Consider the following 13,035-nt stretch of genomic DNA (forward strand, 5'->3'; position numbering starts at 1 on the left):
ATGACGCAACCGCCGGTGACCCGGTCCGCCGACGCCCCGCGCACCGGGTCGTCGCGGCTGATGCCCATGGTGGTCTATCTGTGCCACCTCGCCTTCTTCGTCACCGGCTTCGGCCCGCTGGTCGGCGTGTTCCTCGCCTATATCAACCGCGGCGCCGGGCCCGACTGGATCGAGACCCATTACCGTTACCAGATCCGGACGTTCTGGATCGGCCTGCTCTACGCCACCATCGGCGCTGTCACCTGGTTCCTCCTGGTCGGTTGGCTGGTGATGCTGGCCACGGCGCTGTGGCTGATCCTGCGCTGCGCCCGCGGCCTGACCTGGCTCGACCGGGGCGAGGCCGTTCCCGACCCGGGAACCTGGGGGATCTGACGGCCACCGGGAGCCGTCATGATCCTGTCATCGCTTCTCCGCCACATCGCGTCGTCCGATCCAACCCGAGGGTCCCTCGATGCGAAAGCTCACCGTCCTCCTGGCTCTTGCCCTGTTCGCGGGCATCGGCCTCACCAGCCTGCCGGCGGCGGCCGAAGACGCCAAGCCGTTCATCACCGCCAAGGAGCTCGACCTCCTGCGCATCCTGCCGCCGCCGCCCGCCAATGATTCGGCCCAGACCAAGGCCGAGCTCGGCGAGGTGCTGACCCTCCAGGTCACGCGGACCAAGGAGATGGAAGCCCGCGCCCAGGCCGACGCCGAGGAGAACGTCTGGCGTTTCGCCGACGTGATGGGCCCGAACTTCACCCCGGAGAAACTGCCGACGTTCACCGCCTTCTTCGCCCGCGTCGTGGAGACCGAAGGCGCCGTGGTCGACCCGGCCAAGGCGGTGTGGAAGCGTCCGCGCCCGCACCAGCTCGCCGACATCGTCCACCCGGCGGTGAAGATATCGAATTCCGGCGCATGGCCGTCGGGTCACGCAACGGTCGGCACGCTGATGGGCATCGTCCTGTCCGACATGGTGCCGGAGAAGCGTGCCGAGATCATGGCCCGCGCCTGGGACTATGCCAACAACCGCGTGGTCGGCGGCATCCACTACCGCTCCGACATCGAGATGGGCCGCATTGCCGGCAGCCTGATCGCCGCGAACATCATGGAGCGGGCCGACTTCAAGGCCGAGTACGAAGCCGCCCGGGCGGAACTGCGCTCCGACCTCGGCATGTGAGGCCGTCGCGGCCTGCGCCCGCTCGCCGCGGGGCAGGCCTTCGGCGTCCCGCGGCACCGGGCAAGGGCGCGACGTCCCGCTGCTTGATCATCGCCGTCCGCCTGTCGGGCGGACGCGTCATCCCACCGCGCCACGCTCGAACGGCCAGTGCAGCGGCTCGCCGGTCTGGCCGCGATGCCGCAGGAAATGGTCGGCGACGACGCAGGCCATCATCGCCTCGCCTACCGGCACGGCGCGGATGCCGACACAGGGGTCGTGGCGGCCCTTGGTGACGATGTCCGCATCGTTGCCGTAGCGGTCGACGGTCCGGCGAGGCTGCAGGATCGACGAGGTCGGCTTGACGGCAAAGCGGCAGACCACCGGCTGGCCGGTGGAGATGCCGCCGAGGATGCCGCCGGCGTGGTTCGACAGGAACAGCAGTTCGCCATCGTTGCCCATGCGCATCTCGTCGGCATTGGCCTCGCCGGTGAGCTCGGCCGCGCCGAATCCGTCGCCGATCTCGACCCCCTTCACCGCGTTGATGCTCATCATCGCCGCGGCGAGCTCGGCGTCGAGCTTGCCGTAGATCGGCGCGCCGAGGCCCGGCGGCACGCCCTCGGCCACCACCTCGATCACCGCGCCGATGGAGGAGCCGGCCTTGCGCACGCCGTCGAGATAGGTCTCGAAGAAGGCGGCGGCCTTGGCGTCGGGGCAGAAGAACGGATTGTTGCCGACCGCGTCCCAATCCCAGTTGGCCCGGTCGATCCGGTGCGGCCCCATCTGCACCAGGGCGCCGCGCACGACGAGGCCCGGCACGACCTGGCGGGCGACGGCGCCGGCGGCGACCCGCGCCGCGGTCTCGCGGGCCGAGGACCGGCCGCCGCCGCGATAGTCGCGGATGCCGTATTTGATGTCGTAGGCATAGTCGGCATGCCCCGGGCGGTAGCGGTCCTTGATCTCGCCATAGTCCTTGGAGCGCTGGTCGACATTCTCGATCATCAGGCTGATCGGCGTGCCGGTGGTGACGAGTTCGCCCGTCGCCTCGTCGGTCATCACGCCGGACAGGATCCGCACCTGGTCCGGCTCGCGGCGCTGGGTGGTGAAGCGGCTCTGGCCGGGCTTGCGGCGGTCGAGGAAGGACTGGATCAGTTCCTCGCTGATCGGCAGGCGTGGCGGACAGCCGTCGACTACGCAGCCGAGAGCGAGCCCGTGGCTCTCGCCCCAGGTGGTGACGCGGAACAGATGGCCGAAACTGTTGAAGGACATGGGCGGCGCCGGACTGAAGATCGCCGTGTTCTAGGCGGCCGCCCCCGCAGGGTCAAATCGCCATCCGCCTCACTTCACGGTGATGGCGAAGTCCGTGGCATGATAGACTTGGGACATCTCGCCGGTGTTGCCCGGCAGGGTATAGGAGATCGAGGCGGTGTCGGGACCCCGGTAGTTCCGGGCGGGTTGGTACACGACGAACGGGATCTTGGCATTCTTGCCCGCGCATGGCCCGTAGCTCTTGGGCAGCGGCACTGCATGCTCGACCACCGCGACGGTGCCGTGGGAAGGCTTGGCCTCCACCTTGATGTCCCGCGCCCGGTAGATCGCGCAGGATTGGGGCTCGATGCCGAAGGGCGCGTCCAGCAGACCGATCTGGTTGGCGGAGACGGTCCGCTCCGTCGAGCCGGCCGAGGCTGCGACTGAAACCAGGCCAAGGACCGCGGCGAGGGCAAGACGGATCATGACGAACTCCAGAGCGACCCGCACATGCGGGTACGGCATGGATGCACGCCCTCTCCGGGTTGACCATACGGAATGATACGTAGTTTGCCGGATCGATGCCGTTGCGATGACGAGGAGTTTACAGGGATCGACGCCGGAAAGACACGCCAACGTCGCAATTTTACCACGAGGTCGAGCGCAACGTCTCCACGCGGGGACGATCCTTCGCGCAACGGTCTCCGCCTTCGATGGAGGAAATCATGACATCGCTCAAAGGAATTTCTCTCGCCGCTGCGGCCGTCGTGCTCATGCTGGGGGCCGGCGCGGGCTACGCCCAGACGACCACCGAGCCGGCAGCCCCCGCGCCGGCCATGGCGCCGATGAAGCCGGCCAAGATGACGCCGGAGAAGAAGGCCTCGATCTCCAAGGAGTGCTATGCCGAGGCCAACAAGCAGAACCTGCACGGCAAGGCCCGCAAGCAATTCCACAAGGAGTGTGAGCACAAGGCCATGATGTAGGCCTGATCCCCCGACGGGGCCGGGCACGGACCCGCGGTCCGGCCGGCCCTGCCAGCGTCGTGACCAGCCCTCCGGCCGCCGGAGAGGCGTGCGGATGCAATCCCGGCGGCTCGGTCATGGCAGGCGGGTGCTACGCGCCCGCCTTTGTCCCGTCGGCGCCCAGCATCGGGCTCGGGCTTGCCGCCACCATACGTTCGCCGTCGAGCACGATCGGCGAGCACACCGTGCGCACCACCCCGCCCTTGGCCTGGGGATGCGGCAGATCCGCGGTCATGCCGCGATGCAGCGCCTGCGGGTCGGCCAGCGCGTCGGCGACCGAGTTGATCGGGCCGGCCGGCACCCCCGCCGCCTCCAGCGCCGCCAGCAGGTCGGCGCGGCTGCGCAGGCGCGTGAGCCCGGCCAGCAGCGGACAAAGCGCATCACGGTTCGCCACCCGGTCCTTGTTGGTCGCATAGTCCGGATGCACGGCCAGATCCGGCACGTTCAGCAGGGCGCAGAGCTTCCGGAACTGCCCGTCATTGCCGCAGGCGATGATGATGTGGCCGTCCGAGACGGGAAACACCTGATAGGGCACGATGTTGGGATGGGCGTTGCCCATGCGCTTCGGCGATGTGCCGGAGACGAGATAGTTCATCGCCTGGTTGGCGAGCACGGCAAGCTGGGTATCGAACAAGGCCATGTCGACATGGCCGCCCTGCCCCGTCAGGTCGCGCCGGCGCAGTGCAGCCAGCACGCCGACGGTCGAATAGACGCCGGTGAACACGTCGGCGAAGGCGACGCCGATCTTCTGCGGCTCGCCGGCCGGATCGCCGGTCAGATCCATGATGCCGCCCATGCCCTGGATCATGAAGTCGTAGCCGGCGCGGCTGGCGTAGGGTCCGTCCTGGCCGAAGCCGGTGACCGAGCATGTCACCAGGCGCGGATTGATCCTGGCCAGGCTGGCGTGATCCAGCCCGTATTTCTTCAGGCCGCCGACCTTGAAATTCTCGATGACGACGTCGCAGTCCCGCACGAGGGCCCGCACCGTGTCGGCCCCCTCAGCGCTCTCGAAATCGAGGGCGATCGAGCGCTTGCCGCGATTGCAGGAATGGAAATAGGCAGCGTCGAGATGGCCGCCGTCGGCCGCCTCGACGAAGGGCGGGCCCCAGCCGCGGGTGTCGTCGCCCGATCCGGGGCGCTCGACCTTGATGACCTCGGCGCCGAGATCGGCCAGGAGCTGACCGGCCCAGGGGCCGGCCAGGATGCGGGCGAGTTCGAGAACGCGCACCCCGTGCAGGGGCTTGGGCGGGGTCTGCGTCGGCAGATCGGCGAAGGGGGTCCACATGGCTTGCCTTTACGATACACGCGCCGGCTCGCCAAGCCCGGCCGGATAGGACCAGGGCTGCACCTGCTCGATCCAGGCGGCGACCGCTAGGGCGCGGACATCGTCGTGGCGGCGGGCCACCACCTGCAGGCCGGCCGGCAACCCGTCGCCGGCAAGTCCCATCGGCACCGACACGACCGGACAGCCGCTGAGCAGGTTGAAGGGCTCGGTCATGGACTGGGTGTAGAGCCGCCCGTCGGGCATGACGATCGACGGCTTGTCGTGGTCTTCCACCGGCCGCGCCGTGTCGCAGGTGGTCGGGCAGAGCAGCGCGTCATAGCCTTCCAGCGTCGCCGCAAAGGCCCGCGACAGCGCGGTACGGCGATGCTCGATCGCCCGCAGCGCCGCCGCGTCGAGCCGGCGGCCGGCCCGGATCAGGTCGACGACGCCGGGATCGAGCTCGCTCTCGTGCGCATCGAGGAGATGGCCGTAGTCGCCGGCGAAGCAATAGGCCCAGAGCGCGTTCCAGTCCTCGCCGCTGCGGCGGTTGAACGGAGTGCGAACCCGCTCGATGCGGGCGCCTGCCGCGGCGAAGGCCGAGACCGCCGCCTCGAACAGGGCCGCCACCCCCGGGCTCGGGGCATAGACGTCGAGGTCGGGCGAGACGGCAAGGCGCGGCGGCCGGTCCAGGGCCGGCAACGGGAACAATGGCGGCGGCTCCGGCAGGGAGAAGGCATCGGCCTCGTCGGGCCCGGCCGTGACGCTGAGGAACAGGGCGGCATCCTCGACCGTGCGGGCCAGCGGGCCGAAATGCGCCAGCGAATCATATTGCGTGCTGAGAATGTCCATAGGAATGCGGCCGAAGCTCGGCTTCATGCCGACGATGCCGCACAGCGAGGCCGGGATCCGCACCGAGCCGCCCATGTCCGTGCCCTCGGCCAGGGGCACGCAGCCCGCGGCCACCGCAGCTCCTGAACCGCCCGAGGAGCCGCCGGGTGTGCGCGTCGCGTCCCAGGGGTTGCGGGTCACGCCCCAGAGTGGGCTGTGGGTGTAGCCGGAAAAGGCGAATTCCGGCGTGGCGGTGTGGCCGACGATGACGGCGCCCGCCGCCTTCAGGCGCCGGACGATGGCCGGATCGGCCTCCGCCACATGGTCGCGGAACAGCCGGGAGCCGAAGGTGGTACGCTTGCCGGCCAGCGGCGTGAAGTCCTTGATCGCCACCGGCACGCCGCAGAGCGCCAGGCCGGCACGGCGACCGGCCGGCAGGGCGTCGATCGAGGCGGCCTGGGCCCGCGCGTCTTCGCCATAGACCTCGGTAAAACAATTCAGCGCCGGTTGTACCGCCTCGATTCGAGCCAGGGCCAGCTCGACGGCGAGCGTCGCGCTGAGCTCGCCGGCGCGGATGGCTGCAGCCATGGCGGCAGCGGTCAGGGGATGGGTCATGGCGTCTCCGCGGGGGCGTTCGGGTGAAGCGTCGTCCGGGCCGGTCGTGCCCCGCTTCACGGCAGAATCCGTGAACTCCAGATGGGTCATGTCCTTATGCAATTCTCCTTACAAGAACTCTGAGGATTTCGCGGGCCACATCGTGGCAGGCGATGCCGCACGGATTGCGTGGAGGCGCCGCATCTGCGGCGCCCCGCCGCCGGCATGCGGTAACCAGCAGGCGCGCGAAATGGCCTGGTGCGGACCAGGCCTGCCCGGATCCGATGATGGTGGCGTCGCAGGCCCTGGAAGCCGTCTGGTTGAACGAGTGGCTCATGGCGCGGCGCCGTTGCGATGATGGACGGGCCGATCGTTTCACGTTCGCCCAGCATTGGCCAGCCACCGCCGGAGCGGCATGCCGCCGGCGGCTGGCCATCCCGGCCGGCCTCCTCTACAAGGCGGTCCACTCTCGGGGGCGCCACCATGTCCGATCGCAGGCCCGGCGGGCACGCGCTTACCTTCGTGCTGATCACCGTGCTCATCGACATGATCGGCCTCGGCATCATCCTGCCGGTGCTGCCCGGGCTGATCGAGGATCTCGCCGGCATCGACATCTCCGGGGCCTCGATCATCGGCGGCTGGCTGCTGGTGGCCTATTCGGTCATGCAGTTCCTGTTCAGCCCGATCATCGGCAACCTGTCGGACGCCTATGGCCGGCGGCCGGTGCTGCTCCTGTCGGTCGGCGGCCTCGGCGTCGATTACGCCCTCACGGCCCTGGCTCCGACCATTGCCTGGCTGTTCGCCGGCCGCCTGATCGCCGGCATCTGCGGCGCCTCCTACTCCGTCGCCAACGCCTTCATCGCCGACATCACCGCCCCCGAGGATCGCGCCAAGGCCTTCGGCTATGTCGGCGCAGCCTTCGGCGTCGGTTTCGTCGTCGGCCCGGCCCTGGGCGGCCTTCTCGGCGAGATCGACCACCGCCTGCCCTTCTACACGGCGGCGGCGCTGTCGCTGGCCAACCTCGCCTATGGCTGGCTGGTGCTGCCGGAGACCCTGCCGGCCGACAAGCGGCGGCCGTTCCGGCTCGCCCGCGCCAACCCGCTCGGCGCGCTGGCGGCCTTTCGCCATCACCCGTTCCTGATCGTCTCGGGCGCGACGCTGTTCCTGCACCTGCTGGCGACGAACGCCTATCCGGCGGTCTGGGCCTACTACACCCTCTATCGCTACGCCTGGAGCGAATGGGAGATCGGCCTCTCCCTGGCCTTCTTCGGGGTGATCACAGCCGTCGTCCAGGGCGGGCTGGTCGGTCCGTTCATCAAGCGCTTCGGCGAGCGCATGGCCGCCCTGATCAGCCTCGCCGGCGAGGCGGTCATCGCAGTCGGCTACGGCCTGGCAACCCAAGGCTGGATGATCTACGTCCTCCTGGTCGTCGGCGCCATCCAGGGCATCGCCATGCCGGCGATCAATGCCATGATGAGCCACCAGGTGGAGGAGGATGCCCAGGGCGAATTGCAGGGCGCCATCTCCAGCATCATGGGCATCACCGCCATCTTCGGCCCGTTGCTGGCGACGCAGCTCTTCGGCGCCTTCACCGGCCCGCACGCGCCGATCCACTTGCCGGGGGCGCCGTTCCTCGCGACCGCGGCATTGTCGGCGCTCGCGCTCTGGGTCTTCTTGTATACGCCGAAGGATCGGTCCAAGCTCTGAGCATCCGCCCCTTACGCCTGCACAATGCTGACGGTGCCCCATGGTCGCTCCATCCGCCTTCTCGCCCTCCGACGTTGCGGCAGTCGCTGCCCAGATGATGGCGGTGCTGGGCACCGGCTGCCAGGTCGCGCCGCTGAGCGAGGGCGAGCGGCCGGTTGACCTTGCGGCCGCCTACCGCGTGACCCGGGCCGTGCGCGACCTGCGGCAGGCTCGGGGCGAGGTGGTGATCGGCCGCAAGATCGGCTTCACGAACCGGACGATCTGGGCCGAATACGGCGTGTTCGCCGCGATCTGGGGCTATATCTACGATCGCACCGTGCACGACCTCGCCGATCTGGAAGCCGGCTTCGCGCTGGAGGGGCTCGCGGAGCCGCGGATCGAGCCGGAGATCATGTTCGGATTGGCCAAGGCCCCGGCGCCGGACATGGACGAAGCGGCGCTGCTCGCCTGTGTCGACTGGGTCGCGCACGGCTTCGAGCTGGTGCAGTCGATCTATCCCGGCTGGAAGTTCGCCGCTCCGGACACGGTCGCCGGATTCGGGCTGCATGGCGCCCTGTTCATCGGCGAGCGCCACGCCGTGCACCGGGCGCCCGAGCGCTGGCTGCGGCAGCTCTCGACGTTCGAGATCGATCTTCTGTGCGACGGCCAGCTCGTCGACCATGGGCGCGCCGCCAACGTCCTGGACGGCCCCCTGTCCGCCTTGCGCCATCTCGTCCGGGTCCTGGCCCAGGACCCGGACAATCCCCCGCTCGCCCCCGGCGAGATCGTCACCACGGGCACGCTCACCCGCGCCTTCCCCATCCTGCCCGGCCAGCATTGGCGGACACGGCTGACGGGCACCGATCTGCCGCCGGCCGTGCTGCGCTCGCGCGGGGCCACGGGAGCGCCCTCGCCCAAGCCGGCCTGAAGCGGACTTTCCTAGGACGAAACCGCCTATTCTCCATCGAGATGGCGCAAATTGGCCAAAGACTATGCGGCAAGCGACTGGAATATAGGCAATATTCTTGTCGTTAAAATTACTTGCTTAGCAGGCACCTCTCCGCCACACTCGCTCTGAGCTGACCATCGTAACAAGAACCGATCGCGAATGTGGTGGTCCAGCGGGGACAAGAACAAGCGGAAGAAGGACAATTGCGATGCGTCTCATTCAGACCTGCCGGGCGGGAATGATCAGGGCCACCCTCACCGCGGTGCTCCTGAGCGGCACGGCGGGAGCAGCCCTCTCGGCGGATCCCGAATCCAGCGATCCGATCAAGGTCGCGCTCTTCGACTGGACCAGCGTCAATCTCAACGCCAAGATCCTCGGCGGCATCCTGGAGAAGCTGGGCTACAACGTCGAATATCCGACGGCCGACTACCTCTCCAGCCTCACCACCGGCCTCACCAACGGCGACCTGACCCTCGGCGTCGAATTTTGGGACACCACGGCCGGCGAAGCGATGAAGGCCTCCGATGCCACCGGCCAGACCGAGAAGCTCGGCAAGCTCGGGCCCAAGGCGAAGGAGGAATGGTGGTATCCCATCTACATGAAGGAGAAGTGCCCCGGCCTGCCCGACTGGAAGGCCCTGCTCGATCCGAAATGCGCCGAGGCCTTCTCCACCCCCGACACGGCGCCCAAGGGCCGCTATCTCGGCGGACCGGTGACGTGGGAGGGCTTCGACGACGAGCGCGTCGCTGCGCTGAAGCTGCCCTTCACCGTGGTCCATGCCGGCACGGACGGCGCCATGTTCGCCGAGCTCGACTCGGCCTATCAGCGCAAGGCCCCGATCCTGCTGTGGATCTATTCGCCGCATTGGGCCACGGCCAAGTACAAGGGCGAATGGGTGGAATTCCCCGAATACACGCCCGAATGCTACAACGACCCGAAATGGGGCGTGAACCCCGACGCCAAGTATGATTGCGGCAAGCCCCACGGCGAGATCTGGAAATATGCCTGGAAGGGCATGAAGGACAAATGGCCGGTCGCCTACAAGGTGGCCAAGGCGTACACCATCGATACCGACACGCTGAACAAGCTGAGCGGCGAGGTCGATCTCGAAGGCAAGTCCATCGACGATGTCGCTGCCTCGTGGATCACCGAGAACGAGGCGACCTGGAAGGCCTGGGCAAAGTAGCCCGCCCGCGGACGCATTCCACGCGGCGGCGGGGATGTCCCAGCCGCCGCCATGATCGACGGAGTGGGAGACAGCCGACAATGACGGCAGAAGCGACCCGGCCGGCCGCGGCGGAGCGACCGGTCAAGCTCGCCTGCCGCGGCGTGTGGAAAGTGTTCGGTCCCCGCGGGGCCGAGTTCCTCGCGTCGCGACAGAATCGCGCCACGCCGGCCGAACTGCAGGCCGCGCATCTCGTGGCGGCCGTGCGCGAAGCCAGCATCACCGTGCGCGAGGGTGAGATCTTCATCATCATGGGCCTTTCGGGCTCGGGCAAGTCGACGCTGCTGCGCTGCCTGTCGCGGCTGATCGAGCCGACCGCCGGCGAGGTGACCTTCGACGGCAGCGATCTCCTGAAGGCCACCGAGGCGGAAATGATCGAGCTCCGCCGCCACAAGATGGGCATGGTGTTCCAGAATTTCGCCCTGCTGCCGCACCTGACCGTGCTGGAGAACGTCGCCTTCCCGCTGGCGGTGCAGGGCGTCGCCAAGCCGGGCCGGCTCGCGCGCGCCAAGGAGATGGTCGACCTCGTCGGCTTGACCGGGCGCGAGGGCTTCTACCCGCGCGAGCTCTCCGGCGGCCAGCAGCAGCGTGTCGGCATCGCCCGCAGCCTGGCGGTCAAGCCGGAGCTCTGGTTCCTGGACGAGCCCTTCTCGGCGCTCGACCCGTTGATCCGCCGCGAGATGCAGGACGAGTTGATCCGCCTGCAGAAGGCGCTGAAGAAGACCATCATCTTCATCACCCACGACTTCGACGAGGCCATCCGCCTGGCCGACCATGTGGCGATCATGAAGGACGGTGCCATCATCCAGATCGGCACGCCCGAGGATCTGGTGATGAATCCGGCGACCGACTACGTCTCCGAGTTCACCCGCGACGTGCAGCGTTCCAAGGTGGCTTCGGCCGCCAGCCTGATGCGGCCGCTCTCGCCCGGCCTCGCCCACGCCGGCGCCGTGCCTGCGGAGGCCAAGGTTGCCAGCTTCGCCGCCGACATCGTGGGGGCGAGCGCTCCCTTCCTGGTGCGCGGCAGCAGCGGGGCTCCGATCGGCGAGGTGACCCCGGCCGCGGTGATCGACCTGCTCGCCGGGGCGGCCGGCGGGAGAGCCCTCGCGTGACCAGCCTCGCCGCCGATCAGCCCAGCGCGGCCCGCCGGGCCTTCGGTCCCTGGCCGCTGATCTGGGTCGCCGCCCTCGCCCTGACCCTCGGCCTCTATCTCGCCCGCGACCAGGTGCCCTGGGCCAATATCTGGCCGCAGGATCGGATCCTGCCGTTCGCCGCCTGGCTTGGCGCCGTCATGGACTGGCTCAAGGTCAACCTGACCGGGGTGACCCGCGCCGTCACCGACGTGCTCGGCGTGCCGCTGCAGATCGCCTTCGGCCTCATCGCCAAGCCCGCCAAGATCGGCTTCGGCCCCGAGGCCGTCATCCTGCCGACCTTGTCCTGGCTCGGCATCGTCGTGGCCGGCATCATTGCCGGCCATGCCGCCGGCGGCTGGAAGATGGCGGCGCTGGTCGGCGCCTGCCTCGGCTATATCGCGCTCTTCGGCCAATGGCAGCCGGCGATGCTGACGCTCGCCCTGATCGCGATCGCCGTGCCGCTCTGCGTCCTCGTCGGCCTGCTGCTCGGCATCTGGGCCTGGCGCTCGCCGCTCCTGGAAAAGGCGGTGGTCACGCCGGTGCTCGACCTGATGCAGACCATTCCGACCTTCGCCTATCTCCTGCCGATGCTGATCCTGTTCGGCAACAGCCCGGTTTCGGCGATGATCGCCACCGCCATCTTCGCCACGCCGCCGATGGTGCGCGCCACCATCGTGGCGCTTCGGCGTGTGCCGCCCGAGATCGGCGATTTCGGCATCATGGCCGGCTGTACCCCGCGCCAGCGGCTCTGGCGCGTCATGGTGCCGACGGCGCGGCCGATGCTGATGCTCGGCGTCAACCAGGTGATCATGCTGGCGCTCAACATGGTGATCATCTCCTCGATGATCGGCGCCGGGGGCCTGGGCTACGACGTGCTGCTGGCCCTGCGCGCCCTCAAGATCGGCCAGGGCATGGAGGCGGGCTTCGCCATCGTCGTGCTGGCCATCGCGCTCGACCGCCTGTCCCAGGCCTTCGCCCGCCGTCGGCCGGGCGCGCACCCGCCGGGCACCGGCTTCGTCGCGCGCTATCCCCATCTCGTTCTCGCCCTGGCCGTGCTGGCCGTCACCACGCTGGCGAGCCTGGCCGTGCCGGCGCTGGCCAAGCTGCCGTCGTCCATGACCATCTCCACCGCCGCGATGTGGAAGGCGGGCGTCGACTGGGTCACCCAGAATTTCTTCGACGTGATCGAGGCTTTCCGGGTGATGCTGCTGGCCCATGTGCTCAACCCGGCCCGCGCCTTCTGCGAGAGCTTTCCCTGGGCCGGCGCCGTCGTGCTGCTGGCACTGGCCGGCTACAGGCTCGGCGGCGTCAGGCTGGCGCTGCTCGTAGCGCTGCTCGCCACCTTCTGCGCGGCCGTGGGGCTGTGGCAGAAGACCATGGCCACGGTCTATCTGTGCGGCATCGCCGCCGTCCTCGCGGCGCTGATCGGCATTCCCATCGGCGTCCTGTGCTCGCGCAGCGACCGGGTCGACCGGATCGTCGAGCCGATCATCGATACGCTGCAGACCCTGCCCTCCTTCTGCTTCATCATCCCTGTGGTGATGCTGTTCCGGGTCGGCGACGTCACGGCGCTGATCGCCACGGTCTCCTTCGCCGTGGTGCCGGCCGTGCGCTACACCAACCACGGCCTCAGGCAGGTGCCGCCGATGCTGATCGAGGCGGCCAAGACCTCCGGCTGCACCAGGGCACAGACGTTCTGGCGCGTGCAGTTGCCCATGGCCATGCCCGAGATCATGCTCGGTCTCAACCAGACCATCCTGCTGTCGCTGAGCATGATCATCATCTGCGCCATGATCGGCACGCGCGACCTCGGCCAGGAAGTGTTCATCGCCCTCGCCAAGGCCGATGCCGGGCGCGGCCTGGTCGCAGGCCTCGCCATCGCGTTCATCGGCATCGTCGCGGATCGCCTGATCGGCGGCGCCGGCGCCCGGGCGCGGGAACGGCTGGGGTAGCG

General features: G+C 68.7%; 12 protein-coding genes. 8 read left to right on the plus strand and 4 right to left on the minus strand.

Features of this window, described 5'->3' with window-relative positions; genetic code table 11:
- Positions 1-372, plus strand: coding sequence for a DUF4870 family protein (locus AC27L4_RS21605; RefSeq protein ID WP_487144421.1), 372 nt, complete (start codon positions 1-3; stop codon positions 370-372).
- A 79-nt stretch (positions 373-451) separates the two neighbouring features.
- Positions 452-1,156, plus strand: coding sequence for an acid phosphatase (locus tag AC27L4_RS21610; protein ID WP_487144422.1), 705 nt, complete (start codon positions 452-454; stop codon positions 1,154-1,156).
- A gap of 117 nt (positions 1,157-1,273) precedes the next feature.
- Here AC27L4_RS21610 and aroC read toward each other — a convergent pair whose 3' ends face one another.
- A complete protein-coding gene (gene aroC, locus AC27L4_RS21615; protein WP_487144423.1) occupies positions 1,274-2,401 on the minus strand; it encodes a chorismate synthase in 1,128 nt (375 codons plus the stop codon).
- Between the two features lie 69 nt (positions 2,402-2,470).
- On the minus strand, positions 2,471-2,866 hold the full coding sequence (locus AC27L4_RS21620) for a hypothetical protein (protein ID WP_487144424.1): 396 nt from the start codon (positions 2,864-2,866) through the stop codon (positions 2,471-2,473).
- A 239-nt stretch (positions 2,867-3,105) separates the two neighbouring features.
- Here AC27L4_RS21620 and AC27L4_RS21625 point away from each other — a divergent pair, with 239 nt between their 5' ends.
- Entirely contained in the window at positions 3,106-3,363 is a 258-nt protein-coding gene (locus AC27L4_RS21625; protein ID WP_487144425.1) for a PsiF family protein, read from the plus strand.
- Positions 3,364-3,493: 130 nt separating this feature from the next.
- Here AC27L4_RS21625 and AC27L4_RS21630 read toward each other — a convergent pair whose 3' ends face one another.
- Both AC27L4_RS21630 and AC27L4_RS21635 read right to left on the minus strand, forming a co-directional pair.
- The gene (locus AC27L4_RS21630; RefSeq protein ID WP_487144426.1) at positions 3,494-4,687 is read right to left on the minus strand and encodes a CaiB/BaiF CoA transferase family protein; all 1,194 of its coding nucleotides are present in this window, start codon (positions 4,685-4,687) and stop codon (positions 3,494-3,496) included.
- A 9-nt stretch (positions 4,688-4,696) separates the two neighbouring features.
- On the minus strand, positions 4,697-6,109 hold the full coding sequence (locus AC27L4_RS21635; RefSeq protein ID WP_487144427.1) for an amidase: 1,413 nt from the start codon (positions 6,107-6,109) through the stop codon (positions 4,697-4,699).
- A gap of 462 nt (positions 6,110-6,571) precedes the next feature.
- On the opposite strand from AC27L4_RS21635, the gene AC27L4_RS21640 reads away from it, so the two are divergent.
- From AC27L4_RS21640 to AC27L4_RS21660, 5 genes are all read left to right on the plus strand, one after another.
- Entirely contained in the window at positions 6,572-7,795 is a 1,224-nt protein-coding gene (locus AC27L4_RS21640) for a TCR/Tet family MFS transporter (protein WP_487144428.1), read from the plus strand.
- Between the two features lie 40 nt (positions 7,796-7,835).
- Complete coding sequence (locus AC27L4_RS21645; RefSeq protein WP_487144429.1) at positions 7,836-8,702, plus strand: 2-keto-4-pentenoate hydratase; 867 nt, start codon at positions 7,836-7,838, stop codon at positions 8,700-8,702.
- 259 nt (positions 8,703-8,961) lie between these two features.
- A complete protein-coding gene (locus AC27L4_RS21650; protein ID WP_487144506.1) occupies positions 8,962-9,909 on the plus strand; it encodes an ABC transporter substrate-binding protein in 948 nt (315 codons plus the stop codon).
- 80 nt (positions 9,910-9,989) lie between these two features.
- Positions 9,990-11,060: a quaternary amine ABC transporter ATP-binding protein gene (locus AC27L4_RS21655; protein WP_487144430.1), complete on the plus strand. Its 1,071-nt coding sequence runs from the start codon at positions 9,990-9,992 to the stop codon at positions 11,058-11,060.
- Positions 11,057-13,033, plus strand: a complete 1,977-nt coding sequence (locus AC27L4_RS21660) for an ABC transporter permease (protein WP_487144431.1) — start codon at positions 11,057-11,059, stop codon at positions 13,031-13,033. The genes AC27L4_RS21655 and AC27L4_RS21660 overlap by 4 nt, the downstream gene beginning before the upstream one ends.
- Positions 13,034-13,035: the final 2 nt, after the last annotated feature.

This window comes from Labrys sp. Lb11 (assembly GCF_057554225.1).

Excerpts from the sequence above, each read along its gene's own strand:
- AC27L4_RS21605 (WP_487144421.1), top strand. The coding sequence starts at position 1 with ATGACGCAACCGCCGGTGACCCGGTCCGCCGACGCCCCGCGCACCGGG.
- AC27L4_RS21610 (WP_487144422.1), top strand. The coding sequence starts at position 452 with ATGCGAAAGCTCACCGTCCTCCTGGCTCTTGCCCTGTTCGCGGGCATC.
- aroC (WP_487144423.1), bottom strand. The coding sequence starts at position 2,401 with ATGTCCTTCAACAGTTTCGGCCATCTGTTCCGCGTCACCACCTGGGGC.
- AC27L4_RS21620 (WP_487144424.1), bottom strand. The coding sequence starts at position 2,866 with ATGATCCGTCTTGCCCTCGCCGCGGTCCTTGGCCTGGTTTCAGTCGCA.
- AC27L4_RS21625 (WP_487144425.1), top strand. The coding sequence starts at position 3,106 with ATGACATCGCTCAAAGGAATTTCTCTCGCCGCTGCGGCCGTCGTGCTC.
- AC27L4_RS21630 (WP_487144426.1), bottom strand. The coding sequence starts at position 4,687 with ATGTGGACCCCCTTCGCCGATCTGCCGACGCAGACCCCGCCCAAGCCC.
- AC27L4_RS21635 (WP_487144427.1), bottom strand. The coding sequence starts at position 6,109 with ATGACCCATCCCCTGACCGCTGCCGCCATGGCTGCAGCCATCCGCGCC.
- AC27L4_RS21640 (WP_487144428.1), top strand. The coding sequence starts at position 6,572 with ATGTCCGATCGCAGGCCCGGCGGGCACGCGCTTACCTTCGTGCTGATC.
- AC27L4_RS21645 (WP_487144429.1), top strand. The coding sequence starts at position 7,836 with ATGGTCGCTCCATCCGCCTTCTCGCCCTCCGACGTTGCGGCAGTCGCT.
- AC27L4_RS21650 (WP_487144506.1), top strand. The coding sequence starts at position 8,962 with ATGATCAGGGCCACCCTCACCGCGGTGCTCCTGAGCGGCACGGCGGGA.
- AC27L4_RS21655 (WP_487144430.1), top strand. The coding sequence starts at position 9,990 with ATGACGGCAGAAGCGACCCGGCCGGCCGCGGCGGAGCGACCGGTCAAG.